The 26,527-nt window shown below is 70.8% G+C and carries 23 protein-coding genes; 10 read left to right on the top strand and 13 right to left on the bottom strand.

Annotated features, from left to right (window positions below):
• Positions 1–9 precede the first annotated feature (9 nt).
• Both IH68_RS0119145 and IH68_RS0119140 read right to left on the bottom strand, forming a co-directional pair.
• Entirely contained in the window at positions 10–1,836 is a 1,827-nt protein-coding gene (locus IH68_RS0119145; RefSeq protein ID WP_030936699.1) for an AMP-dependent synthetase/ligase, read from the bottom strand.
• 241 nt (positions 1,837–2,077) lie between these two features.
• The gene (locus IH68_RS0119140) at positions 2,078–3,586 is read right to left on the bottom strand and encodes an MFS transporter (RefSeq protein WP_030936697.1); all 1,509 of its coding nucleotides are present in this window, start codon (positions 3,584–3,586) and stop codon (positions 2,078–2,080) included.
• Positions 3,587–3,708: 122 nt separating this feature from the next.
• Between IH68_RS0119140 and IH68_RS59155 the strand changes: the two genes are divergently transcribed.
• Positions 3,709–4,689, top strand: coding sequence for an Lrp/AsnC family transcriptional regulator (locus IH68_RS59155; RefSeq protein ID WP_030936695.1), 981 nt, complete (start codon positions 3,709–3,711; stop codon positions 4,687–4,689).
• Between the two features lie 123 nt (positions 4,690–4,812).
• Here IH68_RS59155 and IH68_RS0119130 read toward each other — a convergent pair whose 3' ends face one another.
• Complete coding sequence (locus IH68_RS0119130) at positions 4,813–5,694, bottom strand: LysR substrate-binding domain-containing protein (protein ID WP_030936693.1); 882 nt, start codon at positions 5,692–5,694, stop codon at positions 4,813–4,815.
• Positions 5,695–5,885: 191 nt separating this feature from the next.
• Here IH68_RS0119130 and IH68_RS0119125 point away from each other — a divergent pair, with 191 nt between their 5' ends.
• Complete coding sequence (locus tag IH68_RS0119125) at positions 5,886–6,908, top strand: bile acid:sodium symporter family protein (RefSeq protein WP_030936691.1); 1,023 nt, start codon at positions 5,886–5,888, stop codon at positions 6,906–6,908.
• Here the strand turns inward: IH68_RS0119125 and IH68_RS0119120 are convergent.
• The 3 genes from IH68_RS0119120 to IH68_RS0119110 all read right to left on the bottom strand — a co-directional run bounded on the left by IH68_RS0119120 (position 6,844) and on the right by IH68_RS0119110 (position 11,049).
• The gene (locus tag IH68_RS0119120) at positions 6,844–8,055 is read right to left on the bottom strand and encodes a DUF4185 domain-containing protein (protein ID WP_030936689.1); all 1,212 of its coding nucleotides are present in this window, start codon (positions 8,053–8,055) and stop codon (positions 6,844–6,846) included. The two genes, IH68_RS0119125 and IH68_RS0119120, sit on opposite strands and share 65 nt — an antisense overlap.
• A gap of 10 nt (positions 8,056–8,065) precedes the next feature.
• A complete protein-coding gene (locus IH68_RS0119115; protein ID WP_030936687.1) occupies positions 8,066–9,931 on the bottom strand; it encodes a sialidase family protein in 1,866 nt (621 codons plus the stop codon).
• A 200-nt stretch (positions 9,932–10,131) separates the two neighbouring features.
• A complete protein-coding gene (locus IH68_RS0119110; RefSeq protein WP_030936685.1) occupies positions 10,132–11,049 on the bottom strand; it encodes a quinone oxidoreductase family protein in 918 nt (305 codons plus the stop codon).
• Between the two features lie 104 nt (positions 11,050–11,153).
• Between IH68_RS0119110 and IH68_RS0119105 the strand changes: the two genes are divergently transcribed.
• Together IH68_RS0119105 and IH68_RS0119100 are read left to right on the top strand one after the other, a co-directional pair.
• Entirely contained in the window at positions 11,154–11,591 is a 438-nt protein-coding gene (locus tag IH68_RS0119105) for a MarR family winged helix-turn-helix transcriptional regulator (RefSeq protein ID WP_030936683.1), read from the top strand.
• Positions 11,592–11,610: 19 nt separating this feature from the next.
• A complete protein-coding gene (locus IH68_RS0119100; RefSeq protein ID WP_030936681.1) occupies positions 11,611–12,135 on the top strand; it encodes an isochorismatase family protein in 525 nt (174 codons plus the stop codon).
• Between the two features lie 3 nt (positions 12,136–12,138).
• Here the strand turns inward: IH68_RS0119100 and IH68_RS0119095 are convergent, their stop codons facing one another.
• Entirely contained in the window at positions 12,139–12,858 is a 720-nt protein-coding gene (locus IH68_RS0119095; protein ID WP_030936676.1) for an SDR family oxidoreductase, read from the bottom strand.
• A gap of 136 nt (positions 12,859–12,994) precedes the next feature.
• On the opposite strand from IH68_RS0119095, the gene IH68_RS0119090 reads away from it, so the two are divergent.
• Entirely contained in the window at positions 12,995–13,810 is an 816-nt protein-coding gene (locus IH68_RS0119090) for a LysR family transcriptional regulator (RefSeq protein ID WP_030936674.1), read from the top strand.
• Between the two features lie 71 nt (positions 13,811–13,881).
• Here IH68_RS0119090 and fdhD read toward each other — a convergent pair whose 3' ends face one another.
• The 5 genes from fdhD to IH68_RS0119065 are packed head-to-tail and all read right to left on the bottom strand — an operon-like array spanning position 13,882 to position 20,331.
• Complete coding sequence (fdhD, locus tag IH68_RS0119085) at positions 13,882–14,730, bottom strand: formate dehydrogenase accessory sulfurtransferase FdhD (protein WP_030936672.1); 849 nt, start codon at positions 14,728–14,730, stop codon at positions 13,882–13,884.
• Positions 14,731–14,738: 8 nt separating this feature from the next.
• Positions 14,739–15,599, bottom strand: coding sequence for a 2Fe-2S iron-sulfur cluster-binding protein (locus tag IH68_RS0119080; RefSeq protein ID WP_030936670.1), 861 nt, complete (start codon positions 15,597–15,599; stop codon positions 14,739–14,741).
• The gene (locus IH68_RS0119075) at positions 15,596–17,419 is read right to left on the bottom strand and encodes an NADH-ubiquinone oxidoreductase-F iron-sulfur binding region domain-containing protein (protein ID WP_030936668.1); all 1,824 of its coding nucleotides are present in this window, start codon (positions 17,417–17,419) and stop codon (positions 15,596–15,598) included. Before IH68_RS0119075 ends, IH68_RS0119080 begins: the two co-directional genes overlap by 4 nt.
• A gap of 4 nt (positions 17,420–17,423) precedes the next feature.
• Complete coding sequence (locus IH68_RS0119070) at positions 17,424–19,349, bottom strand: molybdopterin oxidoreductase family protein (RefSeq protein WP_030936666.1); 1,926 nt, start codon at positions 19,347–19,349, stop codon at positions 17,424–17,426.
• A gap of 10 nt (positions 19,350–19,359) precedes the next feature.
• Positions 19,360–20,331 (bottom strand): 2-dehydropantoate 2-reductase, encoded by a 972-nt coding sequence (locus IH68_RS0119065; protein ID WP_030936664.1) that lies wholly within the window; start codon positions 20,329–20,331, stop codon positions 19,360–19,362.
• Positions 20,332–20,556: 225 nt separating this feature from the next.
• Here IH68_RS0119065 and IH68_RS0119060 point away from each other — a divergent pair, with 225 nt between their 5' ends.
• From IH68_RS0119060 to IH68_RS0119045, 4 genes are all read left to right on the top strand, one after another.
• On the top strand, positions 20,557–21,891 hold the full coding sequence (locus IH68_RS0119060; RefSeq protein ID WP_030936662.1) for an OFA family MFS transporter: 1,335 nt from the start codon (positions 20,557–20,559) through the stop codon (positions 21,889–21,891).
• Complete coding sequence (locus tag IH68_RS59150) at positions 21,860–21,994, top strand: MFS transporter small subunit (protein ID WP_266962832.1); 135 nt, start codon at positions 21,860–21,862, stop codon at positions 21,992–21,994. The genes IH68_RS0119060 and IH68_RS59150 overlap by 32 nt, the downstream gene beginning before the upstream one ends.
• Positions 21,995–22,143: 149 nt before the next feature.
• Positions 22,144–23,082: a beta-ketoacyl-ACP synthase III gene (locus tag IH68_RS0119050; RefSeq protein WP_030936660.1), complete on the top strand. Its 939-nt coding sequence runs from the start codon at positions 22,144–22,146 to the stop codon at positions 23,080–23,082.
• A gap of 139 nt (positions 23,083–23,221) precedes the next feature.
• Positions 23,222–23,899 carry a GntR family transcriptional regulator gene (locus tag IH68_RS0119045; protein WP_030936658.1) on the top strand — a complete coding sequence of 226 codons (678 nt, stop codon included), beginning with the start codon at positions 23,222–23,224 and terminating at the stop codon, positions 23,897–23,899.
• On the opposite strand, the gene IH68_RS0119040 is transcribed toward IH68_RS0119045, so the two are convergent.
• On the bottom strand, positions 23,878–25,059 hold the full coding sequence (locus tag IH68_RS0119040; RefSeq protein ID WP_063763530.1) for a low temperature requirement protein A: 1,182 nt from the start codon (positions 25,057–25,059) through the stop codon (positions 23,878–23,880). The two genes, IH68_RS0119045 and IH68_RS0119040, sit on opposite strands and share 22 nt — an antisense overlap.
• A gap of 224 nt (positions 25,060–25,283) precedes the next feature.
• Between IH68_RS0119040 and IH68_RS0119035 the strand changes: the two genes are divergently transcribed.
• Positions 25,284–26,465 (top strand): ROK family transcriptional regulator, encoded by a 1,182-nt coding sequence (locus IH68_RS0119035; RefSeq protein ID WP_030936654.1) that lies wholly within the window; start codon positions 25,284–25,286, stop codon positions 26,463–26,465.
• Positions 26,466–26,527 lie beyond the last annotated feature (62 nt).

Genomic DNA, 26,527 nt, shown 5'->3' with positions numbered 1-26,527 from the left:
GGACCCGGCTCAGGCCCGGTAGAGCGCCTCGACCTCGTTGGCGTAGGCGTTCTCGATGGCCTTCCGCTTCAGCTTCAGGGACGGGGTCAGCAGACCGTGTTCCTCGGTGAACGGCTGGGCCAGTATCCGGAAGGTGCGGATCGACTCGGCCTGCGAGACGAGGGTGTTGGCGGCGACGACCGACCGCCGCACCTCCGTCTCCAGGTCGGCGTCCCGTACCAGCTGGGCAGGCGACATCTGCGGCTTGCCGCGCATGGTCAGCCAGTGCTCGACGGCCTCCTGGTCGAGGGTGACCAGGGCGGCGATGTAGGGGCGGTCGTTGCCGACGACGATGCACTGGTTGACCAGCGGGTGGTCGCGCACCCGCTCCTCCAGCAGAGCGGGGGAGACGCTCTTGCCGCCGGAGGTCACCAGGATCTCCTTCTTGCGGCCGGTGATCGTGAGGAAGCCGTCCTCGTCGAGGGAACCCAGGTCGCCGGTGGCGAGCCAGCCGTCGTGCAGGGTCTCGTCGGTGGCCTTCGGGTTGTTGAGGTAGCCCTGAAAGACATTGGGGCCGTGCAGCCAGATCTCTCCGTCGTCCGCGATGTGCACGGTGACGCCCGGGATGGGCTGGCCGACGGTGCCGTAGCGGGTGCGCTCGGGGGGGTTGGCGGTCGCGGCCGCCGTCGACTCGGTGAGGCCGTAGCCCTCGTAGATCTGCACTCCCGCGCCCGCGAAGAACAGGCCGAGCCGGCGGTCCATCGCGGAGCCGCCCGAGATGGCGTTGCGGATGCGGCCGCCCATCGCGGCCCGGAGCTTGGAATAGACAAGCTTGTCGAACAGCTGGTGCTGCACGCGCAGGCCCGCCGACGGACCGGGCCCGATGCCCCAGGCCTTGGCCTCGACGGCGTCCGCGTACTTCACGGCGATCTCGACCGCCTTCTCGAACGGCCCGGCCTTGCCGTCCTTCTCGGCCTTGCGGCGGGAGGCGTTGAACACCTTCTCGAAGATGTACGGCACCGCGAGGATGAACGTCGGCTTGAACGCCTGCAGGTCGGGCAACAGCGTGGCGGCGTTCATCTGAGGCTGGTGGCCGAAGCGGATCCCGTGGCGGATCGCGGTGACCTCCACCATCCGCCCGAAGACGTGCGCGAGCGGCAGGAACAGCAGGGTCGACGCCTCGTCGCCCTTCTTGGAGTGGAACACCGGCTCCATGTGCTCGGCGACTATATCCGCCTCGGACATGAAGTTGCTGTGGGCGATGACGCAGCCCTTGGGTCGGCCCGTGGTGCCCGAGGTGTAGATGATCGTCGCGGTCGATTCGGGGGTGACCGCCTGCCGGTGCCGGTGCACCACGTCGTCGTCGATGTACGCGCCCGCGTCGTACAGCTCCTGCACGGCCCCGAGGTCGAGCTGCCACAGCTGGTGCAGCTGAGGCAGCCGGTCGATGACGCTGGCGATCGTCATCGCGTGGTCCTCGTGCTCCACGATCGCCGCCGAGCACTCGGCGTCGTAGAGCATCCAGAAGCACTGCTCGGCCGAGGACGTGGGGTAGATCGGCACCACCTGGGCGCCGATCGTCCACAATGCGAAGTCGAACAGCGTCCACTCGTAGCGGGTACGGGACATGATCGCGACCCGGTCGCCGAAGCGGATGCCCCGGGCCAGCAGCCCCTTGGCCAGGGCCAGTACCTCGTCCCGGAACTCCGCGGCCGTCACATCACGCCACTGCCCCTGGTCGTCCTTGCGGCCGAGGCTGATGTGCAGCGGGTCTTCCTGGGCACGCTCGAAGACGACGTCGGCCAGTCCGCCCACCGGCGGTGACAACGTCAACGGAGGGTTGGTGAACTCGCGCAAACCCGCTCCCCGCTCCTCAGTGCCCGATTTAGTGCTACTCCGCACAGGGCGTGAAAGCTACCCCAGACGGCGACAGGGCGGGAGGGGGGCCGAATCCGAGCAGTGCTCAGGCACACGCTGGTCACGGCCGGAAAATGCGCTCACATCCGGAAGGGTCGGACAGAAAACTGACGGTTGAGTAAGTTTCGGTCCCGTAATCTCCACCGAATCTGTACGACCTGATAACCGCCCATGGCGCCCGTCAGCGGCCCTGCCCGAAGGGTGTCGTCCTCTCCTCCGTCAGCGTCGGAGCGGAGGATTCCGTTACTTCCGTCCGGGTTGGGCGCGCCGTCCTGACCAGGACGATCACCAGCGCTCCGGCGGCCGTCGCGGTCAGCCCCGCCACCATCGCCGCCGTGTTCAGCCCCGACGCGAACGCCGACCGCAGCGCATGCTCGGAGAAGCCGCCGTGCAGGGCTCCGGCCGCGCCTCCTGCCAGCGCATGGGCCGCGTCGTGCGGCAGCGTGCTTTGCATGCGCGACGTCAGCACGGTGCCGTAGACGGCGATGCCGAGCGCGAGGCCGAGCTGTCGGAAGGTGTTGACCGCGCCGCCCGCCATCCCGGACCGCTCCGGCGGTACGGCGGCCAGCGCCGCGCCCGCGATCCCGGGCGCCACCAGCCCCGTACCGACACCGACCAGCACCATCCCCGGCGCCAGCACGGACGCCGTCGACCCCGCGTCCAGCACCGTCATGCAGAACTGCCCCGAGCCGACCAGCAGCAGCCCGCCGCCGACCGTGATCCGCGCCGGCACTCCGTGCAGCAGCCGCCCGCCGGCCGCGGCCACCACGAACGCCGCCAGCGACATCCACAGGAACACCGCACCGCCGCGCACCGGGCTCATCCCGAGCAGCGACTGCATCCATATCGAGTCGTACGCCATGAGGCCGAACGCCCCCGCGTTGAAGGCGAGCGCACCCACCATCACGACGGAGAACGCGGGCTTGAGGAACAGCCGCGGATCCAGCAGCGGGTCGGCACCGCGCCGCTCCACAGCGACGAAACAGAGCAGCGCCACGACCGCCGCCGCGAACGCCACGAGGGTGCCTGTCTCACCCCAGCCGTGCTCCCCGGCCCGCACCGCCCCGTACGTCAGCCCGCCCGCGAAGGCCGCGAACGTCACCGTGCCCGCCCAGTCGACGCGCCGCTCACGCGAGCCGTGCGACTCCGGGACGACCCTCAGCGTCAGCCACACCGCGGCCACGCTCACCGGCAGATTGACGTAGAAGATCCACCGCCAGCCCGGCCCGTCCGTCAGCATCCCGCCGAGCACCGGCCCCACCGCGGCCGCCGCCCCGCTGACCGCACCCCACACGCCGAGCGCCACCGAACGCCGCTTGCCCTGGTAGACGGAGCCCAGTAGCGGCAGCGTGGTCGCGAGCATCGCGGCCCCGCCGAGACCCTGCAGGGCGCGCGAGGCGATCAGCATCCCCGGCCCGCCCGCAAGACCGCACAGCAGCGAGGCCGTCGCGAACACCACCACGCCCACCACGTGCACCCGCCGCCGACCCAGGATGTCGGCCGCGGCCCCTGTCCCGAGCAGCAGCGCGGCCAGCGCCAGCGCGTACCCGTCCATCACCCACTGCAGATCGCTCAGCGACGCGTGCAGCGAACCCGCCATGTCCGGCAGTGCGACCACCGCGATGGTCACGTCCAGCAGCAACATGAACGTGCTCAGGCACACCGCCGTGAGCGGCCCCCATGTACGCATGTCCTTCAACTCCCAGTGCTTTCCGTACGCCGAATGCGCAACGCTCCGTACGATGGATGGCGAGCGGCAGATCGCACCGGAAGCAAGGCGTCTGGCGACGGAATTCGACGGGAGTAGCCGGGATGGAGATGGAATCCCACGTCTTCGACAAGCTCGACCTGCAGCTGCTGAGCGCTCTGGAGGTCAACGGCAGGGCCTCCTTCAGCCGGATCGGCGGGGTCCTCGGGGTCTCCGACCAGACCGTCGCGCGCCGCTACCGGCGGCTGTGCGCCGAGGGCGGCCTGCGCGTCGTCGCCATGCGGGACGGCGTCGTGCTCGGCCTGGACCACTGGACGCTGCGGCTGCGCTGTGTCCCCGACAGCGCGCCGACCATCGCGGACGCGCTCGCCAAACGGCCCGACACCACTTGGATCGGCCTCGCCTCCGGCGGCACCGAGGTCGTGCTCGGTACCCGGCCGCGCAACGCGGGCGACCGCGACGACCTGCTTCTGGGCAAGCTCCCGCGGACCCCGCACGTGCTGGAGATCCGTGCCTACCAGCAACTGCACCGCTTCTTCGGTGGCCCGCAGGGCTGGCTGCAGAAGTTCGCGGCGCTCGCCCCGGACCAGATCGAGGCCCTCACCCCCGATCCCGTGCCCGCCCCGGGCCCCGCCCGCCTCGACCCGGAGGACGAGCCCCTGCTCGCCGTCCTCGAACGCGACGCGCGCGCCACCTACCCCGAACTCCAGCGCGCGACCGGCCGTTCGGAGTCCGCCGTCAAACGACGCCTGGCCACGCTGATCGCCTCCGGGGCGATCTACCTCGACTGCGAATACCGGGTGGAGGCCATCGGCCACCCCTTGCACGCCGCTCTCTGGGTCACCGTCGCCCCCGCGGCTCTCCACTCCGTCGGCGAGGCTCTCGCCGCCCATACCCCGATCGCCCATGTCTCCGCGACCGCGGGCCCCACCAACCTCACGGCGACGGCGGTCGTCCGGAGCACCTCCGATCTGTACGCCTACCTCAGCGGCCCCCTCGGTCATCTGGAGGGCGTCCAGCACGTGGAGGCGACGCCGTTCCTGCGCCAGGTCAAGCAGCTGACGTACCGACCGATGCTCCGTTGAGCGCCCCGAAGGGGCGCGGGGCTGTATCGACTTGCGGCTCCGCCGCGACGGGGGTCCCCCGCTCGAGCGAAGTCGAGAGTGGGGGAGCGACCAGCCACGACGGCGCCGCAGACAAAAGACGGCCTATCGCGGCTCACCCCGCGGAGCGCGTTGCAGCCGGACCCCGCCCGCCAGGATCGTCGCCGCCAGCGCGTCCGCCGCGCTCTGCGCCGAGGTGCGGCGCGTGCCGTGGACCAGGACGAAGTCGACGCGGCCGAGTTCGGGCAGGCCGAAGCGGTCGGGGACGCGGACCAGGCCCGGCGGGACCAGGCCGCGGGAGTGCGCCAGGACACCGAGGCCGGCCCGGGCCGCCGCGATCAGGGCGCTCAGGCTGCCGCTCGTGCAGGCGATGCGCCACGGCCGGCCCTGACGCTCCAGGGACTCGAAGGCGAGCGCGCGCGTGATCCCCGGCGGCGGGAACACGATCAGCGGCACCGGCCGGTCCGCGTCCAGGCGCAGCCGCTCCGCACCGATCCACACCAGCTCGTCGTGCCAGACCAGCTCGCCGCGTGGGTCCTCCGGTCGCCGCTTGGCCAGCACCAGGTCCAGCTTCCCGGCGGCCAGCTGCTCGTGCAGGGTCCCGGACAACTCGACCGTCAGCTCCAGGTCGACCTCGGGATGGTTGTGCCGGAAGCCCTCCAGGATCTCCGGCAGCCGGGTCAGCACGAAGTCCTCCGAGGCGCCGAAGCGCAGCCGGCCGCGCAGCCGCGTGCCCGTGAAGAACGCCGACGCCTGCTCCTGCACCTCCAGGATCCGCCGCGCGAACCCGAGCATCGCCTCGCCGTCCTCCGTCAGCTCAACGGAGTGGGTGTCCCGGGAGAACAGCTGGCGCCCGGTGGCGTCCTCGAGGCGCCGCACGTGCTGACTGACGGTGGACTGCCGCAGCCCCAGCCGCCGGGCGGCCTGCGTGAAGCTCAAGGTCTGGGCGACCGCCAGGAAGGTCCGAAGATGGGAGGGGTCGTACATGGAACAACGGTAGCTGCTTATCGTGAATCGCGATGGCAGTCAGAGCGGTATGACGGATTCCCGATCGGCTGCCGGAGGAGGACGATGAACGGGGGCCCTCCGGCCCCGGAAAGCCACCGGGCACAGGCCCCGGACCGCCGACAGCAACAAGCAAGTGGAGCACCGTGAAACGCCTGCACTGGCCGAATTGGATGCCGATCGACCCGTACATCCTGCTGCTGCTCGGGACGGTGGGCATCGCAGCCCTCTTCCCGGCCCGCGGGACGGCGGCCGACGTGGCCTCCGGTGCCTCCACGGCTGCGATCGCCTTCCTCTTCTTCCTGTACGGCGCCCGGCTGTCCACCCGCGAGGCACTGGACGGACTCAAGCACTGGCGGCTCCACGTCACGGTCCTGGCCTGCACGTTCGTGATCTTCCCGCTGCTGGGTCTGGCCGCCCGCGGCCTCGTCCCGGTCCTCCTCACGCACCCGCTCTACCAGGGCCTGCTCTTCCTCACCCTCGTCCCCTCCACCATCCAGTCGTCGATAGCCTTCACCTCGATCGCCCGCGGCAACGTGCCCGCCGCGATCTGCGCGGGCTCCTTCTCCTCCCTCGTCGGCATCGTCATCACACCCCTGCTCGCCGCGGCCGTCCTCGGCAGCAGCGCGGGCGGGTTCTCGGCGGACTCGCTCGTCCAGATCGTGCTGCAGCTGATGGTGCCGTTCCTGGCCGGGCAGTTGCTGCGCCGCTGGATCGGCGGGTTCGTCGCCCGGCACAAGAAGGTCCTGGGCCTGGTCGACCGTGGCTCGATCCTGCTGGTCGTCTACACCGCGTTCAGCGAGGGCATGGTCCAGGGCATCTGGCACCAGGTGAGCCCGATCCGGCTGGGCGGCCTGCTGGTCGTGGAGGCCGTCCTGCTCGCCGTGATGCTCGCCCTGACCTGGTACGGCGCCAAGGCGCTGCGTTTCGGCCGCGAGGACCGGATCGCCATCCAGTTCGCCGGCTCCAAGAAGTCCCTCGCCTCCGGCCTCCCCATGGCGAGCGTCCTGTTCGGCGCCCATGCCTCGCTGGCCGTACTGCCGCTGATGCTCTTCCACCAGATGCAGCTGATGGTCTGCGCGGTGATCGCCAAGCGCCGCTCGAACGACCCCGTGGAGGAAACCGCCGAGGTCACGGTGACCGCGCCACCCGCACCGTCACGAACCGCGGTCGGTACAGGGTCACGTTCGCGTTGATGCTCGCCGAAGCGCCGCTCGTCTCCAGCCAGTTGACGTCGTAGCTCAGCACCAGCCGCCCGTCGCCGCTCAGCTCGGGATGCACCTGCGGGTTGTACGCGGCGACACCGGCCGTCGGCAGCGAGGGGCTGAAGTTCCTCGTCGGGCCGTGCCACGGCCCGGCGGGGGAGCACGCCCAGTACGAGGTCACGGTGGTCAGCCCCGCCGTCCCCGCGGCCATCGTGAACAGCACATACGTCCCGCCCACCCGCACCACCGAGAACGCGCTGCCCACCTTCGCCCCGCTCACCGGCCGCGGCCGGAAACCCCACCCCGAACCGTCCCAGTACCGCCAGGCGGCCACGTCCCCGAGCCGCCCCTCCGGCACCCGCGCCACATACGCCGACGAGGCCGGCCGGGACGCCGCCCGCCCGTCGTCGCCGCCGAAGACGTACGTCCAGCCGCCCTTCTCCACCAGCGTCGTACCGAACAGGATCCGACGCGACGGGTCGGGCACCAGGCTCTGGTCGAGCACCTTCACCACCGACTCGACCCGCAGCTCCGGCAGGGAGAGCGTGGCGACCTCGGTGGCGGTGGGCACCCCGTAGATCCACGGGGACTGCCCGGCCGCCCGCACCCAGAGCAGCACCCGGACGACCTTCTCGGAGGAACCGGGAGAGCGCGGCTCGACCCGGGCCGCGACCGGCCAGCGCCACTGGTTCCGGTCGGGGTCGGGGAAGACCGGAGCAGGGAGCGTGCTCTCCAGGCGGCCCTTGCCGTCCATCACCACGGCCGAGTTGCGCACCAGCGGGGCCGTCGTGTCCCGCCAGGCGGACGACTCACCGACCGGATTGGGCGGGCGGTGCACCTGGCCGAGATAGGTGTCCGAGAACAGCCACAGCACCCGCCCGTCCGGCAGCCGCACCGAATGGGTGCCGTCGCCGCCGGTCCAGTCGTCGTTACGGGTCGCGTCGTCGCCGTAACGCGCGAACTCACCGGTGAGGCGGTCGTCGGCCGACCACGAGGAGACCGTGTGCGGTGTACAGGCGCCGCCCTCCCGTCGACCGTGGTCCGGGAGGGCGGTGAGCAGCACGGCCCCGAGAACCAGGGCCAGCAGCAGGCCGAGGCCGGTTCCCGTCCGCTGTCGTGCTCGTACGTCGTCGGGCACCCACGGGACGTTAGTGGCTGTTGCCCACATGGTCCATGGGCAGCCACAGCACGGTGTCCTTCATGGATGTGTCGCGGGCGGCGAGTTCCTCGTCGCTCAGCGCCCGGTCCCACACATGGACGTCGTCGATCGCACCGGTGAAGAAGGCCCGGCTGTCCATGCGCTGCCCGATGTGCACACCGAACGGCGAGTTGCGGCTGACCGAACCGGTCACGTCGGCGGTGCTGAGCTCCGTACCGTCGATGAACAGCGTCAGCTGCCCGCCGCCACGTCGCAGCGCCAGGTGGTGCCACTGCCCGTCGTTGTACGCCCCGGTCGTGCGGACGGACGCCGACTGCGGGGCCGACGCGCCGTTGCGCACGGTGATCAGGCCCTGGATGCGGTTGCTCGCGGGCTCGCCACGCAGCCACACCTGGGGCTGCGTGGTGCCGATCCCACCCATCCACAGCAGCGGCTGCTCACCGGTCGTGGCCGTGTAGCGGAACCACAGCGACGCCGTGAAGTCCTTCGTCCCGAGCGGCAGTTCATTGCGATACGGCAGCCGTACGGCGTCGTCGACACCGTCGAACTGCAGCGCCCCGCCGAACACGCCGTCCGTCTCCTCGGCACCGCCGAGCACGGCGGCGGGCCTGGCGTACGGGGCCCGGTCGACGGTGGTCGGGTCCGGGCCGCGGCGCGGCTGCAGCCACTCCTCGGTGAAGCGGGCGAAGCGGATCTCGTCACGCGCGTCGACGGCCCCGCCCTCGTACATCAGCCCCACCGTGTCGCGGTCGACACGCACCATGTCGGAGTAGCCCGACCAGTCCGTGGTGACGACCGTGCCGCGGTCCACGCTGTCCCAGGTGCGTCCGCCGTCGTACGAGGAGCGGATCATCATGGTCCGGCGGCGGTCGGGGTCGCCGGGGCAGGCCAGCAGGGTGCGGTCGCCCAGACGCAGTATCGAGCCCTGCACCTGCGGCGTGTAGAGGTCGGGCAGGTCGCGGAACGGGGTGGCGAAGCTGTCGCCGGCGTCGCGGCTGACCGTCTGGGTGCGGTGGCCGAGGTCGGTGCCGTCCTGCTCGCGGCCGCTGACCAGGACCGAGCCGTCGGAGCGCTCGGTGAGCGTGACCTCGGAGGGCTTCTGCCGGAAGGTACCGTCGTCCGCGATCGGCCAGGAGTCGGTGGCGCCGATCCGCCAGTGGTCGCCGCCGTCGTCGCTGACGATCAGCGCCGCATGGTTGGCAGTGACCCGACTGCCGTTCCATGTCTCGGTGTTGACGCCGAAGACCAGCCGCCCGGCATGCTTGCCACGGGTGAGCTGGATGCCGTGCACGGGCCCGGTGGCGTACCAGGAGTTCCAGTCCGGGGGCAGGATCTCGGAGCTCAGGTCACGCGGCTCGGACCAGGTCAGCCCGTCGTCGTCGCTGTACTGCAGATGCGGGGTCCGGTCGCAGGGCACCGCGCAACTGGAGCCGTCCGCACGGCCCGTGTTGTACGTCTCGGCCAGCAGAACGCGGCCCGTCAGGCGGTCCACGATCGGCGCCGGGTTGCCGTGCGTGTCGCCGCCGCCGTGGTTGACGACCTGGAGCGGGCCCCAGGTGCGGCCGCCGTCCGTGGAGCGCTTGAGGACGATGTCGATGTCGCCGGCGTCCCCGCAGTTGCGGACACGGCCCTCGGCGAACGCCAGCAGCGTGCCGTCGGCGGACTTCACGATCGCCGGTATGCGGAAGCAGGCATAGCCGGGGTCCTGGGAGGCCTTGAAGATGACCTGCTGTTCCAAGTCGGATGCTGCGGTGGGGGGTTGGGCTTGCGCGGGATGCGGCGACACGGCCAGTGCGGCGGTGGCGACGACTGCTGCGACGAGGGTTCTCAGACGGACGCGAAGACGTGACGGCATGGTGCGAACCTGCCCTTCAGAGGTCTGGACATCTGGACATCCCACGTCCAATGTCCGTGTCTCAGAGGCTAGTTGGGGTCTCCGGAGCCTCACAAGGACCGTGCAGCTACTCGACAGGATCGCGGCGGCGGTGGGTGCGGAGTGGTTCTTCACCAACCCGGGCGAGGTGCTGAGCATCGCCCGGGAGACGCGGTCGGATTTCAGGGGCGAAGAACCACCTTGCCCAGATTGCTCCGCGACTCGATCACCGCATGCGCCTTCGCCGCGTCCTCCAGCGCGAACTCCCCGTGCACGGCGGGCTTCAGCATGCCCTCCATGAACAGTTGCCACAGCTCCTGACGCCAGCGCTCGTACAGCTCCGGCTTCCCGCGGGCGATCCGCGCCATCTGGAAGCCGATCACGGACTTGGCGCCGACGAGGAGGTCGTACGCCTGGATGGTGCCGCCGCCCGAGCTGTAGGCCACCAGCCGTCCGCCCGGAGCGAGTGCGGCGATCGCCGGGGTGAGCAGTTCGCCGCCGACGGCATCCAATGCGTAGTCGACAGGATCTCCCCAGCTGCCGGCGCCGTACGTGACGACGTCGTCTGCGCCGAGGGAGCGCACGAAGTCCGCCTTCCCCGCATCGGAAACGGCACCCACCACCCGGGCCGCGCCCCGCGCCTTCGCCAACTGCACGGCCAAGTGGCCGACTCCGCTGGCGGCGGCCGTGACCAGCGCCGTCTCGCCCGGACCGGGGCGCGCGGCCGTCAGTGCGCCGAGGGCCACGAGGCCGCTGCGGACAAGGGCGACCGCGTCGACCGCTGAGGCGCCGTCCGGTACGGGGGAGGTCATGGCCTCGTGCAGGAGCGCGAAATCGGCGTAACCGTGCCCGAAGCACAGCCCGGTCACGCGGTCGCCGGTGCGGAAGCGCGTGACGCCGTCGCCGACGGCCACGACCTCGCCCGCGATCTCACCGCCCAGCGGGATCGGCTCGGCGGCCTCGGTGACCTTGCGTACGACGGGGAGCGTGACGCCCACCGCCTCGCAGCGGACGAGGAGTTCGCCGGGGCCGGGCTCGGGGACCGGCGCTTCCTCCAGGAGCAAAGGGCCGCCGGTGGACTCGTAGCGGACGCGGCGCATCACACCTCCAGGGATCGTTCTGACCCCCAACAGATTCATTGGGAGTCCCAACGATAATCCGATGTTCATTGGGAAGTCCAATGACTTTTCGCTAGGCTGTCCCCATGTCCGAAGCGCCCCTCGCCGAGATCCGCTCCCTCCCCAGCTGGCTGCTCGGCCGTGCCGCAGCGCGCGGCCGCGCGCTGGTGGCCGAGGCGCTGGCCGCGGAGGGCCTGAAGATGTGGCACCACGTGGTGCTCTCCGCCGTCCGCGACCTCGGCCCCGTCGCCCAGGCCGACCTCGGGCGCAGCGTGCAGCTCGACCCGAAGGACCTGGTCGGTGTCCTCAATGACCTGCAGTCCGCGGGCCTCGTCGTACGCGAGCCCGACCCCAGGGACCGGCGCAAGAACGCGGTGTCGGTCACCGGGCAGGGCGCACGCCTGCTGAAGCGCTGCGAGCGCGCGGCGCGCGCGGCCAACGACGAGCTGCTCGCGCCGCTCTCGGCGGTCGAACGCGACCAGTTCATGGGCCTGTTGATCCGGATTTCCGGTACGGAGAGCTGACGGCGGATAACGTTCCGTCATGGCCGTATCCCTCGCACTCGATTCCGCGCGCAGCGCCCTGGTCCTCGTCGATCTGATGGACCGGATCGTCGCGCTGCCCCTGGAGCCCCACAAGGGCACCGAAGTCCTGTCCGCCGCCGAGGAGTTGGCGACCGCGTTCCGCTCGGCGGGCGCGACCGTCGTCCTTGTCCGCGTCGAACGCCCCGGCGTAGCCGAACAGCCGCCCGGCAGCGGGCTGGTGGCCGGCCTGGCCCGGGACGGCGACCTGGAGGTCGTGAAGCGGACCATCGGCGGCTTCCAGGGCACGGGACTGGACGACCTCCTGCGCGACCGCGGCGTCAACACGCTCGTCTTCGGCGGTATCGCCACCAACCTCGGCGTCGAGTCAACCGCCCGCGCCGCCGGAGACCTCGGCTACGACCTGGTCTTCGTCGAGGACGCCATGTCCGCACTCACGGCCGCCGAGCACGATGCGTCGGTTCGGTTGGACTTCCCGCGGCTGGGGACCGTGGTGACCGTGGCCGAGGTGCGGTTCGTGGCCTGAGCGTCAGACGAGGGTTCCGCCGCCGTCCACCGTGACGACCGAGCCGGTGCTGTAGCCGCCGCGCATCAGATAGAGGTACGCCTCGGCCACGTCGCTCGGCTCGCCGACCCGGCCCACGGGGAGCGAGTCGGCGGCGGACGCGTACAGGGACTCGCGTTGTTCCCGAGGCAGATCTCGCCACAGGTCGGTGCGGATCACACCGGGCGAGACGACGTTGACCCGGACCGGGGCGAGCTCCAGGGCCAGCGCGCGGGTGAGCGACTCCATCGCCCCGCACAGGCTCGCCGCGACGGTCGTGCCGGGCATCGGGCGCCGCCCCGCCGTGCCCGTCGTCAGCACCACCGAGCCGCCGGTCCGGATCGCCGGGGCGCCGTGCCTCACGGCTGTGTACGCCCCCCACAGCCGGGTGTCCAGGAAGCGCCGGGCCCGCCCCAGGTCGGACTCGGCGAGGCTCTCCATCAGGATGGACTCGCCGGCCGTGTAGACGAGGTGGTCGAAGCCGCCGACCCGGGCGAAGAAGGCGCGTACGGACTCCTCGTCGGTCGCGTCCAGGACGTGCCCCTCGGCCCCCTCCGGCAGCCGCTTCAGCGCCGCGTCCACGCTCTCCTGCCGGCGCGAGGCGACCACCACCTCCGCGCCGTCCCGGGCGGCGCCCTCCGCGACCGCCAGTCCGATCCCCGACGTACCGCCGATGACGACGATCCGCTGTCCTTGCAGGCTCATGCCGTTCTCCTCACGATTCACGCGCTGCACGCGATTGCTCGACGTCATCCAGCCTGCGTTCACCCCCGACCTGCCGTCCAAGACCTCTTCCGGCGTCGGCGATACCCTGAAGGCATCGCCGACAGAAGGGGCGGCCGTGGACCTCGACCTGCGGAAAGTGCGCTACTTCGTGGCGGTGGCCGAGCTGCTGCACTTCGGGCGTGCCGCCGAGCGGCTGCACATCGCGCAGCCCGTGCTGAGCCGTCAGATCAGGGCCCTGGAGAAGGACTTGGGTGCCGAGCTCTTCCAACGGGACAGCCACGGCGTGACCTTGACGGCGGCCGGGCGCCAACTCCTGGACGACGCGGTCCCCTTGCTCGCCGCAGCCGACGCGGCCCGGCGCCGGGTGCGGCGCACCGCCCGGGGCCCGCGCCGACTCGTCGTGGGGTTCCGCGCGGGGGTCGTTGTCACGCAGGCCCTGCGGGCCTTCGGTGCCGCCCACCCCGACGTCGACGTCCAGGCCCGCCGTGTGGAGTGGGACGACCAGGAGCGCATGATCCTCGACGGGACCGTGGACCTCGCCTATGTGCGCAGGCCGGTCGACGAGCGCGGCCTCATGCTGCTGCCGCTGTTCACCGAGGCCCGGGTGGCGATGTTGCCCGCCGAGCACCGGCTCGCCGGCAAGCAGGAGCTGGCCTTGTCCGACCTGGCCGGCGAGACCTGGCTGCGCTACGCCGACCCCGGGCCCGACGACGTGCCGATTCGCAGTGTCGAGGAGAAGTTCGAGCGGGTGGCGGCGGGCACGGGCATCACGCTCGTGCCGGTGTCGATCGCCGAGCAGTACTCCCGCCCGGACATCACCTACGTGCCCGTGCCGGACGCGGAACCCGACCAGGTGTTCCTCGCCTGGGAGACGGGCCGGCGCTCACCCCTGATCACGGCGTTCGCCGAGGCGGCGCAGTCGCTCGTCTGAGGCGGGGCCCCTGCGGCGCAGGGGGCGCTCCCCGCCGGCCGGGGCCCCGCCGCCGTGTCGCGGAGAGCCGGTCACCCCTGGGCGGCCGCGGTCCGCAGAGCGATGCGGTCCTCGCCCGCGTACACGTTCATGGAGCTGCCCCGCAGGAAACCCACGAGGGTCAGGCCGGTCTCCGCCGCCAGGTCGACGGCGAGGGACGAGGATGCCGAGACCGCCGCCAGGACCGGGATCCCGGCCATGACCGCCTTCTGGGCCAGCTCGAAGGAGGCACGGCCCGAGACCAGCAGGATCGTGCGGGACAGCGGCAGGTCGCCGTTCTGCAGGGCGCGGCCCACCAGCTTGTCGACCGCGTTGTGCCGGCCGACGTCCTCCCGTATGTCGACCAGCTCGCCGTCCTCCGTGAACAGGGCCGCCGCGTGCAGGCCCCCGGTCCGGTCGAAGACCCGCTGGGCCGCGCGGAGCCGGTCGGGGAGGCTCGCGAGCAGCTCGGGTTCGACGCGGACCGGGGGAGTGTCGGCGATCGGCCAGCGGGCCGTCGTACGGACCGCGTCGAGACTCGCCTTGCCGCACAGACCGCAGGACGAGGTGGTGTACACGTTCCGCTCGAGCGTGATGTCGGGGATCACGACGCCCGGCGTGGTCCGCACGTCCACCACGTTGTACGTGTTCGAGCCGTCGACCGTGGCGCCCGCGCAGTACACGATGTTCTGCAGATCGTCCTGCTCGGCCAGCACGCCCTCGCTGACCAGGAAGCCCGCGGCCAGCGCGAAGTCGTCGCCCGGGGTGCGCATGGTGATCGCGAGCGGTTTGCCGTTCAGCCGGATCTCCAGCGGTTCCTCGGCGACGAGCGTGTCCGGGCGGGTGGAGATGGCCCCGTCCCGGATGCGGATCACCTTGCGTCGTTCCGTGACTCGTCCCATGTCGTGTCTCAGTCCCGGTTCTGTACGTGCTGGTAGCCGAAGCGGCCCTTGATGCAGAGGTTGCCGTGGGTCACCGGGTTGTCGTGCGGTGAGGTGACCTTCACGATTGCATTGTCCTGCACGTGGAGGGTGAGGTTGCAGCCCACTCCGCAGTAGGCGCACACAGTGGTCGTCTCCGTCTGTGCCGATTCGTTCCACGTACCCGCCGCGCGCATGTCGAACTCCGACGTGAACGACAGCGCCCCCGTCGGGCACACCTCGATGCAGTTCCCGCAGTACACGCATGCCGAGTCGGTGAGCGGGGCGTCGTGCTCGACGGCGATCCGGGCGTCGAAGCCGCGGCCGGAGACCGAGATCGCGAAGGTGTTCTGCCACTGGTCGCCGCAGGCGTCCACGCACTTGTAGCAGAGGATGCACTTGTCGTAGTCGCGCACATACAGATCGTTGTCGACCTTGGGTTCCTCGTCGAGGCGGGCCGCGTCCGGGCCGAAGCGGTCCGGCTTCGCCTCGTACTCCTTGATCCATTCAGCGACTTGTGGAGTCGTCGACAAGTCGACCGAGGAGGCGAGGAGTTCGAGGACGATCTTGCGGCTGTGGCGGGCGCGCTCGGTACCGGTCTGTACGACCATGCCGGGCTCGGCCTTGCGGGAGCAGGCCGGAACGAGGGTCCTCGCCCCCTCCACCTCGACGACGCAGACCCGGCAGGCGTTCTTGGGCCTGAGGGTGTCGCCCTCGCAGAGGGTCGGGATGTCCTTCCCGGCGGCACGGCACGCGTCGAGGATGGTCGAGCCCTCCGGGACCCTGGCCTCCTGGCCGTCAAGGGTGAACTCCAGCAGCCGGCGCGGGATTCCCAGCGGTGTCACGGTCATTCGTACGCCCCCAGACGGTCGATGGCGGATTCCACGGCGTTCCACGCGGTCTGTCCCAGGCCGCAGATCGAGGCGTCCCGCATCGCGCGGCCGACCTCCCTGAGCAGGGCGATGTCCTCGGCGGCCGCCGCGCCGGTGCGCTCGGCGATCCGGTGCAGCGCCTCCTCCTGGCGCACGGTCCCGACCCGGCAGGGCACGCACTGGCCGCACGACTCGTCGCGGAAGAACTCCGCGATGCGCAGCAACAGCCGAGGCAGCGGGACCGTGTCGTCGAAGGCCATGACGACACCCGAGCCGAGCGTGGTGCCCGCCTCGCGGGTGCCTTCGAAGGTGAGCGGGATGTCCAGTTCGTCCGGCCGTACGAAGCCGCCCGCCGCGCCGCCGAGGAGCACCGCCCGCAGACGGTATCGCACCCCGGCCCGGGTGAGCAGGTCACCGAGGGTCGCCCCGAACGGCAGCTCGTAGATGCCCGGCCGGTCCACGCTGCCCGAGACGCAGAACAGCTTCGGTCCGGTGGACCTCCCGGTGCCGATCGCCGCGTAGGCCGGAGCGCCCATGGTCAGGACCGGCAGGACGTTGACCAGCGTCTCCACGTTGTTCTCGACCGTGGGCCTGCCGAACAGGCCCTTCTCCACCGGGAAGGGCGGCTTCGAGCGCGGCTCGCCCCGGTAGCCCTCGATGGAGTTGAACAGGGCCGTCTCCTCGCCGCAGATGTAGGCGCCCGCGCCGCGCCGGATCTCGATGTCGAAGGCGTAGCCCTGGCCGAGGACGTCGTCGCCGAGGAAGCCACGCGCGCGTGCCTGCGCGATCGCGTGCTCGAGGCGACGCAGGGCCCGGGGGTACTCGCCGCGCAGGTACAGGAACCCCTTGTGCGCGCCGGTCGCGTACCCGGCGATCGTCATCGCCTCGACCAGCGCGTACGGGTCGCCCTCCATGATCACGCGGTCCTTGAAGGTGCCCGGCTCCGACTCGTCGGCGTTGCAGACGAGGTAGTGCGGGTGGTCGGGCTGGGACGCCGTGGCCTGCCATTTGCGGCCGGTGGGGAAGGCGGCGCCGCCGCGCCCGACGAGGCCGGAGTCGGTGACCTCGCGGATGACTTCGGCGGGGCCGAGCTCGAAGGCCCGGCGCAGGGCGGTGTAGCCGCCGTGGGCCCGGTAGTCGTCGAGGCTTTCCGGGTCCACCGTGCCGACCCGCCGGAGCAGGACAAGCCCGTGCTGTCCCGCCTGGGGCACCGCCATGGCCGCCGCCGGTTCCTCCGGCGCCGAGTCGGGCGCGCTCGCGGCGAGTACCGCCGCCTCGACCGTCGTCGGCGCCGACACGGCCGTACGCACCGGGTCGCCCGCCTTGATCGCGAGTGCCGCCGGGGCCCGCTCGCACAGGCCCAGGCAGGGGCTGCGCTCGACGCTCACCCCGCTGCCCGGGCCCAGCCGCGACTCGATCCCGGCGCACAGCCCGGGTGCCCCGGCGGCAGCGCAGGCCAGGTCCGTGCAGACGTGGAGCACGGTGGCGGGGCGGGGCTTCACCGAGAACATGGCGTAGAAGGTGGCGACGCCGTACGCCTCCGCCGGCGGTACGGTCAGCCGCCGGCACAGGTAGTCGAGGGCGCCCTCGCTGACCCAGCCGATCCGGTCGTTGATGGCGTGCAGCCCCGGCAACAGCAGGTCGCGCCGGTCCCGGGCCTCGCGTCCGCCCCGCGCCCACCTCAGGTCGGCGTCGGACCGGTCGGCGCCCTCCCAGGAGGACTCCGGGGGGCCCAACAGGGCGTCGACGGCGGCCCGTTCGTCGTCCGTCGGCTTGCTGTCGCCGAAGTGCAGATCCACCAGGTCACCTCACGATGGTCGCGACGGGGAGCTTCTCGATGCGGATCGCCGACGCCTTGAACTCCGCCGTCCCCGCGATCGGGCAGTTGGCCTCGATCGTCAGCTGGTTGGTGTCCACCTCGTCGGGAAAGTGCATGGTCATGAAGGCGAGCCCGGGCCGCAGCGCGGTGTCCACCCACACGGGCGCGACCACGGAACCCCGCCGCGAGGACACCTGGACCTCCTCGCCGACCACGACCCCGTAGCGCTCGGCGTCCTCCGGGCACAGCTCGATGTACTCACCGCGCCTGAGCGGGGACGCGAAACTGCCGCTCTGCACACCGGTGTTGTAGGAGTCGAGGCGCCGCCCGGTCGTCAGCCGGATCGGGTACTCCTCGTCGGTGAGGTCGACCGGCGGATCGTGCTGGACGACCCCGAAGGGCGCGGGCATGCCGCGCCTGACGGGGTCCTTCTCCCACAACCGGCCGTGCAGATAAGTCGGTTCGAGCTCGTCGGTGCTCGGGCACGGCCACTGGATGCCCTGGTGCTCCTCCAGGCGTTCGTACGTCATCCCGTAGTGGTCCTCAGAGACCGAGCGCAGCTCGTTCCAGACGGCCTCGGCGTCGGCGTACTTCCAGTCGTGGCCGAGGCGTGCCGCCAGCTCGCAGATGATGTCGATGTCCTCGCGCGCCTCGCCGGGCGGGGTGACCGCCCGGCGTACGCGCTGAACCCGCCGCTCGCTGTTGGTGGTCGTGCCGTCGGTCTCCGCCCAGCCGGCGGTCGCGGGCAGGATGACGTCCGCCAGCTCGGCCGTCCTGGTGAGGAAGATGTCCTGCACGACGAGGAAGTCGAGCTGCCGCATCCGGCGTACGGCCTGCTCGCTGTCGGCCTCCGACTGCGCCGGGTTCTCACCGATGCAGTAGACGGCCTTGAGCGAGCCCTCCTCCATCGCCTCGAACATCTCCGTCAGGTTCAGCCCGTAGTGGGGCTGGATGACGGTGTCCCAGGCCGACTCGAACTTCAGCCGGGAGTCCGGGTCGAGGATGTCCTGGAAGCCGGGGAGCCGGTTGGGGATGGCGCCCATGTCGCCGCCGCCCTGCACGTTGTTCTGGCCCCGCAGGGGCTGCAGCCCGGCGCCGTACCGGCCGACCTGGCCGGTCAGCAGGGAGAGGTTGATGAGGGCGCGGACGTTGTCGGTGCCGTTGTGGTGCTCGGTGATGCCGAGGGTCCAGCACAGCTGGGCGCGCTCGGCGCGGGCGTAGGCGTGCGCCAACTCCCGTATGGCACGCTCCGGTACGCCCGTCACCTTCTCCGCGAGGGACAGCGTCCACGGCTCGACGAGCGCCTTGTACTCCTCGAAGCCGGTCGTCGCCCGCTCGATGAACGCCTCGTTCGCCAGGCCCGCGTGGATGATCTCGCGGCCGATCGCGTGCGCCATCGGGATGTCGGTGCCGACGTTGAGACCGAGCCAGCTCTCCGCCCACTCGGCGGTCGACGTACGGCGCGGGTCGACGGCGTACATCCGGGCGCCGTTCCTGATCCCCTTCAGGACGTGCTGGAAGAAGATCGGGTGTGCGAAGCGGGCGTTGGAGCCCCACATGACGATCACGTCGGTGTGCTCGATCTCCTCGTACGAGGAGGTGCCGCCGCCGGAGCCGAAGGCCGCGCTCAGGCCGGCGACACTCGGGGCGTGACACGTCCGGTTGCAGGAGTCGACGTTGTTGGTGCCCATGACGACCCGCGCGAACTTCTGTGCCACGTAGTTCATCTCGTTGGTCGCGCGGGCGCAGGAGAACACGCCGAACGCGCCGCGGTTGCGCTCCAGGCCGCGGGCCGCACGGTCCAGGGCCTCCTCCCAGCTCGCCTGCCGGAACGGCTCGTCACGGGAGTCGCGGACCAGGGGGTGGGTGAGCCGGGTGTAGGTCTTCGGGGTCCGGTCGCGTTTCCTCATACGACACTCCTCATGCGGCGCTCCTCAGCGCGAGCAGGTCCGAGATGGCGTGCACGGTGCGCAGGGTGGGCACCGGAACGCCGGTGATCTCCGCCAACTCGACGACGGCCGCGAGGAGTACGTCGAGTTCGAGCGGCTTGCCGCGCTCCAGGTCCTGGAGCGTGGAGGTGCGGTGGTCGCCGACGCGCTCGGCGCCGGCGAGACGGCGTTCGATGGAGACGCCGACCTCGCAGCCGAGAGCCTCGGCGACCGCAAGAGTCTCGGCCATCATGGTCTCGATGACCTTGCGGGTGCCGCCGTGCAGGCACATCTGCCGCATGGTGGCGCGGGCGAGGGCGCTGATCGGGTTGAAGGAGATGTTGCCGAGCAGCTTGAGCCAGATGTCGTTGCGCAGGTCGGACTCGACGGGGCACTTCAGCCCACCGGCGACCATGGCCTCGCTGAAGGCCAGGCAGCGCTTGGACACGCTGCGGTCGGGCTCGCCGATCGAGAACCGGGTGCCTTCCAAATGCCGTACGACACCTGGTCCTTCGAGCTCGGTGGCCGCGTAGACGACACATCCGACGGCCCTCTCGGGCGCGAGCACCGCACTGACCGCGCCGTCCGGGTCCACGCTCTCGACGCGGTGGCCGTCGTGGGGGCCGCCGTGCCGGTGGAAGTACCACCAGGGGATGCCGTTCTGGGCGGCGATCACCGCCGTGCTGTCGTGCAGAAGGGGCTCGATCAGCGGCCCGCACGCCGCGTACGAGTTGGCCTTCAGACCCAGGAAGACGTAGTCGACCGGGCCGATCTCGGCCGGGTCGTCGGTGGCGTGGGTGTGCGCGGTGAAGTCGCCGCGTGGGCTGAGCACCCGTACTCCGTGCTGCCTCATGGCCGCCAAGTGCGGTCCACGGGCGACGAGATGCACATCGGCGCCGGCGCGATGGAGCGCGGCACCGACGTAGGCGCCGATCGCACCGGCGCCGAGAACTGCGACTTTCATGACGAGGGAGCTCCGTTCGGTCGAGGGATACCGCGGAGATGGCCGCACCGTCGAACTCTGTCGACTGAATATTGTCTACAGTATGGTGATGGCCCCAGCAAGGGTTCGCGCACGGTTCGGAAAACCGGTCGGTAGGACCGTTCGGCGCGTCCCGCATACCGTTCATCGCATACGGTCGACGTGCCGCCTTCTCAACTCCCTTGCCGCTCCCTTACGTTCAGGATCATGAGTCCCCCTGTCGCACCGGCCGGCTGGAGCCGCTGGCTGGTTCCCCCCGCCGCTCTCTCCGTCCATCTCTCCATCGGCCAGGCCTACGCCTGGAGCGTGTTCAAGCCGCCCCTGGAGTCCTCGCTCGGCCTCAGTGGAACGCAGAGCGCGCTGCCCTTCCAGCTCGCCATCGTCATGCTCGGACTGTCGGCCGCGTTCGGCGGCACGCTGGTGGAGCGCAACGGGCCGCGCTGGGCGATGACCGTCGCCCTGGTCTGTTTCTCGTCCGGCTTCCTGATATCCGCGCTGGGCGCGGCCACCGAGCAGTACTGGCTGATCGTCCTCGGCTACGGTTTCGTCGGCGGCATCGGCCTCGGCATCGGCTACATCTCGCCCGTCTCCACACTGATCAAGTGGTTCCCGGACCGGCCCGGCATGGCCACCGGCATCGCGATCATGGGCTTCGGTGGCGGCGCGCTCATCGCCTCACCCTGGTCCACGCAGATGCTCGAGTCGTTCGGCGCCGACAGTTCCGGGATCGCGCTCGCGTTCCTCGTGCACGGGCTGTCGTACGCCGTCTTCATGGCACTGGGCGTGCTGCTGGTGCGGGTGCCGCGCAGCGAGCGGCCGGTCGAGGGCGCACCGAGCGCCTTCCAGGGGCCGCAGGTCTCCGCCAACACGGCCATCCGCACCCCCCAGTTCTGGTGTCTGTGGGTCGTGCTCTGCATGAACGTGACCGCCGGCATCGGCATCCTGGAGAAGGCCGCGCCGATGATCCAGGACTTCTTCAAGAACACGTCGACGCCGGTGTCCGTCTCGGCCTCGGCCGGTTTCGTGGCGCTGCTCTCCGCCGCCAACATGGCGGGCCGCATCGGCTGGTCGTCCACCTCCGACCTGATCGGACGCAAGAACATCTACCGCGTCTACCTGGGCTTCGGTGCGGCGATGTATGCGCTGATCGCCCTGTTCGGCGACTCCTCCAAGCCGCTGTTCATCCTGTGCGCGATGGTGATCCTGTCCTTCTACGGCGGCGGCTTCGCGACCATCCCGGCCTACCTGAAAGACCTTTTCGGGACGTATCAGGTCGGTGCCATCCACGGTCGGCTGCTCACCGCCTGGTCCACGGCCGGCGTCCTCGGACCGCTGATCGTGAACTGGATCGCCGACCACCAGAAGGAGGCCGGCAAGAGCGGCGCGTCCCTGTACGGACTCTCCTTCGTCATCATGATCGGGCTGCTCGTCGTCGGCTTCGTCGCCAACGAACTCGTGCGGCCCGTCAACGCACGCCACCACATCCCCGCCCCCAGTCAGGAGACCGTCGATGTCGAACGACAGCAGCCAGAGTCCGCCTGACCGGCGCCCGCTGATCGCCTTCGCCTGGCTGTGGGTGGGGGCGCCGCTCGCCTACGGTGTGTACGAGCTCGTCCAGAAGGCGACGAAGCTGTTCACCGGGTGACTGTTCGGTAGGTGTTCGGGCGTCCGAAGGCCTGACAGAAGCCGACAACCCTGGCGCCCGAATCCTGTCGTCTTGGCTGCCGTCGTACCCGTGAGTCACTGATCAGACTGGTGGATCCCGCTACCCAAGGCAACGAGGGGGACCATCCAATGAACGGCTCGCGCATCGCCGCCGTCGGCCACTACCAGCCCGCCAAGGTGCTCACCAACGAGGACCTGGCGGGCCTGGTCGACACCAGTGACGAGTGGATCACCTCCCGGGTGGGCATCCGCACACGCCACATCGCCGGGCCCGACGAGCCGGTCGACGAGCTGGCCGCCCACGCCGCGGCCAAGGCGCTCGCGGCGGCGGGCCTCGCGCCCGGCGACATCGACCTGGTCCTGGTCGCCACCTCCACCGCCGTGGACCGCTCGCCCAACATGGCCGCCCGGGTCGCCGCCCGGCTCGGCATCCCCTCGCCCGCCGCGATGGACGTCAACGTCGTGTGCGCCGGGTTCACCCACGCCCTGGCCACCGCGGACCACGCGGTCCGGGCGGGTGCCTCGATGCGTGCGCTGGTCATCGGCGCCGACAAGATGTCCGACGTGACCGACTGGAGCGACCGCACGACCTGCGTGCTCGTCGGCGACGGCGCGGGGGCCGCCGTCGTGGAGGCCGCGGACGAGCCCGGCATCGGGCCCGTGCTGTGGGGCTCCGTGCCCGAAATGGGGCATGCCGTACGCATCGAGGGCACGCCCGCCCGGTTCGCGCAGGAGGGGCAGAGCGTCTACCGCTGGGCCACCACCCAGCTGCCGCCCATCGCCCGCAAGGCCTGCGAGCGCGCCGGGCTCGCCCCCGAGGACCTCGCGGGGGTCGTGCTGCACCAGGCGAACCTGCGCATCATCGAACCCCTCGCCGAGAAGATCGGCGCCGTCAACGCCGTCGTCGCGCGGGATGTCGCCGAGTCCGGGAACACCTCTGCGGCGAGCATCCCGCTCGCGTTCTCCAAGCTCGTCGAGCAGGGCTCCATCTCCAGCGGGGACCCGGTGCTGCTGTTCGGCTTCGGCGGGAACCTGTCGTACGCCGGCCAGGTCGTCCGCTGCCCGTGACCTGCGCGTACGGTCCGATGTGACGCACTCGACCCCCCGTACCCCTGGCCACTGTGCGCCGTAGACTGTAGACGAAAGACAATCCATACTGGCTTTCCGGCTGCAGTTGCTCCGCGCTGCTCAGGAGGGGGACCGACCGATGTTGTCGACAGGACTGCCGCAGGGTGCGGTACCCAAGCTCGAACGGCCCGGCCCGCTGCGCGACCGCGTCTACGAGGCGCTCCTCGAACTGATCACCACACGCGCCCTGCAGCCCGGCCAGCACCTCGTGGAGAGCGAACTCGCAGGCCACCTCGGGGTGTCCCGGCAGCCCGTGCGGGAGGCGCTGCAGCGGCTGAACACCGAGGGATGGGTCGATCTGCGGCCCGCCCAGGGCGCGTTCGTGCACGAACCCACGGAGGAGGAGGCCGACCAGCTCCTCACCGTCCGCACGCTGCTGGAGGCCGAGGCGGCCCGGCTCGCCGCCGCCAACGCGGGCAGCGCCGGCATCTCGGTGCTCGAGGAGCTGTGCGCCGAGGGCGAGAAGGCCGTCGCCGCGGACGACGTGGACGGCGCCGTCGCCATGAACGCCCGTTTCCACGCCAAGGTCATGGACCTCGCCGGCAACGCGGTCCTCGCCGAACTCGCCGCCCAGGTCGACCGCCGGGTGCGCTGGTACTACACGCCGGTCGCCCGGCAGCGCGGACAGCAGTCCTGGATCGAGCACCGGGAGCTGATCGCCGCCATCTCCGACCGGGACGAGCAGCGGGCCACGCAGCTGATGCGCGAGCACACGGAGCACACCCGGCGGTCGTATCACGACCGGGCGAAGTCCTGAGGTCCCGAGCTCTTGCCGCTGCACCAGCGGGCCTCCACCGCCAGCATGCCCACCAACACGCCCACCAGGGCGAGGAGTTCGGCGACCGCTGAGACGTGGACGCCGATCAATGTGGCGGCGAGGGCGACCGGTGCCGCCGTGGCCCGGAAGCCGACGGGACGCAGGCGCAGGACCGCGCGGAAGATCACGTCCCCGGCGAGGAAGAGCGCCACCCCGCCCGCGAGGGCCAGCGCCGGGCCCGTGTGCAGGTGCTCGGTGAGGTGGCCCAGCGTCTTCTTCACACCCGCGGCCAAGTAGGCGATGCCGAGCAGCATCGGCAGGAAGGCGTAGTAGTACGCGTTCATCGCCAGACGCCAGCGGTTCGGCGCCGGCGTGGCACGGAACGCAGCCTCGGCGGCCTCCTCGTCACGCACGAAGTACGTCCACCACAGCGCGATCGCGAGCGCCAGCGAGAGAAACGCGCCGACGAACAACCCTGCTGTGAGCGGAAGTTGGCCGATCCCGGTGCCGATCGCGACGACGGATTCGCCGAACGCGACGATCAGCAGCAGACCGTGCCGCTCCACGAAGTGCGCGGGGTCCAGGCTGCCCAGCTGAACACGCATGACGGCGGCCGACCGTCCGTCCGCCCTGCCCGGCCCGTGCTCGGCCAGGAGCGGTGTCACGGACTGCAGGACCAGCGCCAGCAGCCACAGCCCGTCCGCCGCCAGTCCGTCGAAGAAGCCCGCCGCCGTCACCGACAGCGCGGCCAGCCCGTTGGGGACGCCGTACCAGATCGCGTCCCGGCCGTGACTGCGGGTGTAGAGCGCGGTGTGCACCACCACGACCGCCAGGAAGCCCAGCCCGAAGAGCACGCCCGTGTCGTCGAAGACACGCGGGATGGCCAGCGCGCACACCAGGAAGGCACCCATGCCGAGCATCAACAGCAGGCGGCGGGAGGGCCGGTCGGGCGGCACCTGGTTCGTCAGGTACGCGTAGGCGCCGTACATCCAGAACAGCACCACGAAGATCAGCGCGACCCGGCCCGCCGTCGCGAACGTCAGATCGCCGGCGAGCAGGACGGTGAGCTGAGTGAGCGTGAAGACGAAGACGAGGTCGAAGAAGAGCTCGAGGGTCGTGACCCGGCGGCCTTCTTCCTGCTTCGCGGTGCTCTCCGGCATGGCGATGTCCACGTGTCCCCCCTGAACCGACGTTGATCAGATGGTATGCGGCACTCCGGGGTCGAGTCGGGGACGGCAGACGCACCGTCCTTTGTCCTGGGAGTGGAGAAAGTGGCTGCCAATTCATGCACAGCTTCTTCCCAGGTTCGGCCGCCACTGCTACGTTCCCCTCGAAAGCCCCAACAATGGCGGCCGATTGAGGCGGGGAGGGGCACGTGAGACGCATGACGGCACGACCCGCGAACGCCCATCAGGCCAAGCTGCTCAGGCTGTTGCGCGACGGAGGACCCAACTCCCGTGCACAGCTGGGCGATCAGGTCGACCTGTCGCGGTCCAAACTGGCCGTGGAGGTGGACCGGCTGCTGGAGACGGGCCTGGTCGTGGCCGACGGACTCGCCGCCTCGCGCGGCGGCCGCCGCTCCCACAACATCAGGCTCGCACCCGGCCTGCGCTTCCTCGGCGTCGACATCGGCGCGACCTCGGTCGACGTCGCCGTCACCAACGCCGAGCTGGAGATCCTCGGACATCTCAACCAGCCCATGGACGTACGCGAGGGCCCGGTCGCGGTCTTCGAGCAAGTCCTTTCCATGGCAGCGAAGTTGAGGGCCTCCGGGCTCGCGGAGGGTTTCGACGGCGCCGGCATCGGCGTCCCGGGACCGGTCCGCTTCCCCGAGGGCGTACCGGTGGCTCCGCCGATCATGCCGGGCTGGGACGGCTTCCCCGTACGGGAGGCGCTCAGCCAGGAACTCGGCTGCCCGGTCATGGTCGACAACGACGTGAACCTCATGGCCATGGGGGAGCAGCACGCGGGCGTCGCACGCTCCGTGGGCGACTTCCTCTGCGTCAAGATCGGCACCGGCATCGGCTGCGGCATCGTCGCCGGCGGTGAGGTCCACCGCGGGGTGACAGGCAGCGCGGGCGACATCGGGCACATCCAGGCCGTGCCCGACGGACGGCCGTGCGCCTGCGGCAACCGGGGCTGTCTGGAAGCCCACTTCAGTGGGGCGGCCCTCGCCCGGGACGCCGTGGAGGCGGCCGGGCAGGGGCTGTCCGAGGAACTCGCCTCGCGGCTCGCGGCGAACGGCACGCTCACGGCCGTCGACGTCGCAGCCGCGGCCGCCGCGGGCGACGCCACCGCCCTCGATCTGATCCGCGAGGGCGGCAACCGAACCGGCCAGGTCATCGCCGGACTGGTCTCCTTCTTCAACCCCGGCCTGGTGGTGATCGGCGGCGGGGTCACCGGCCTCGGCCACACCCTGCTCGCCGCGATCCGCACCCAGGTCTACCGTCAGTCGCTGCCCCTCGCGACGGGCAACCTGCCCATCGTGCTGGGGGAGTTGGGCCCGACCGCCGGCGTCATCGGCGCGGCCCGGCTCATCAGCGACCACCTCTTCTCGCCTGCGTGACCAACCCGTTCCTGAAGATCACCAGTACGGCGTCCTGCTTCGCCCTGCCCTGAACACGCCTG

Origin of the sequence: Streptomyces sp. NRRL S-646 (assembly GCF_000720765.1) — a bacterium.
GTDB lineage: Bacteria > Actinomycetota > Actinomycetes > Streptomycetales > Streptomycetaceae > Streptomyces.
Note: the sequence above shows the minus strand (reverse complement) of the source record. Positions and strands in the feature narration are given on the sequence as shown.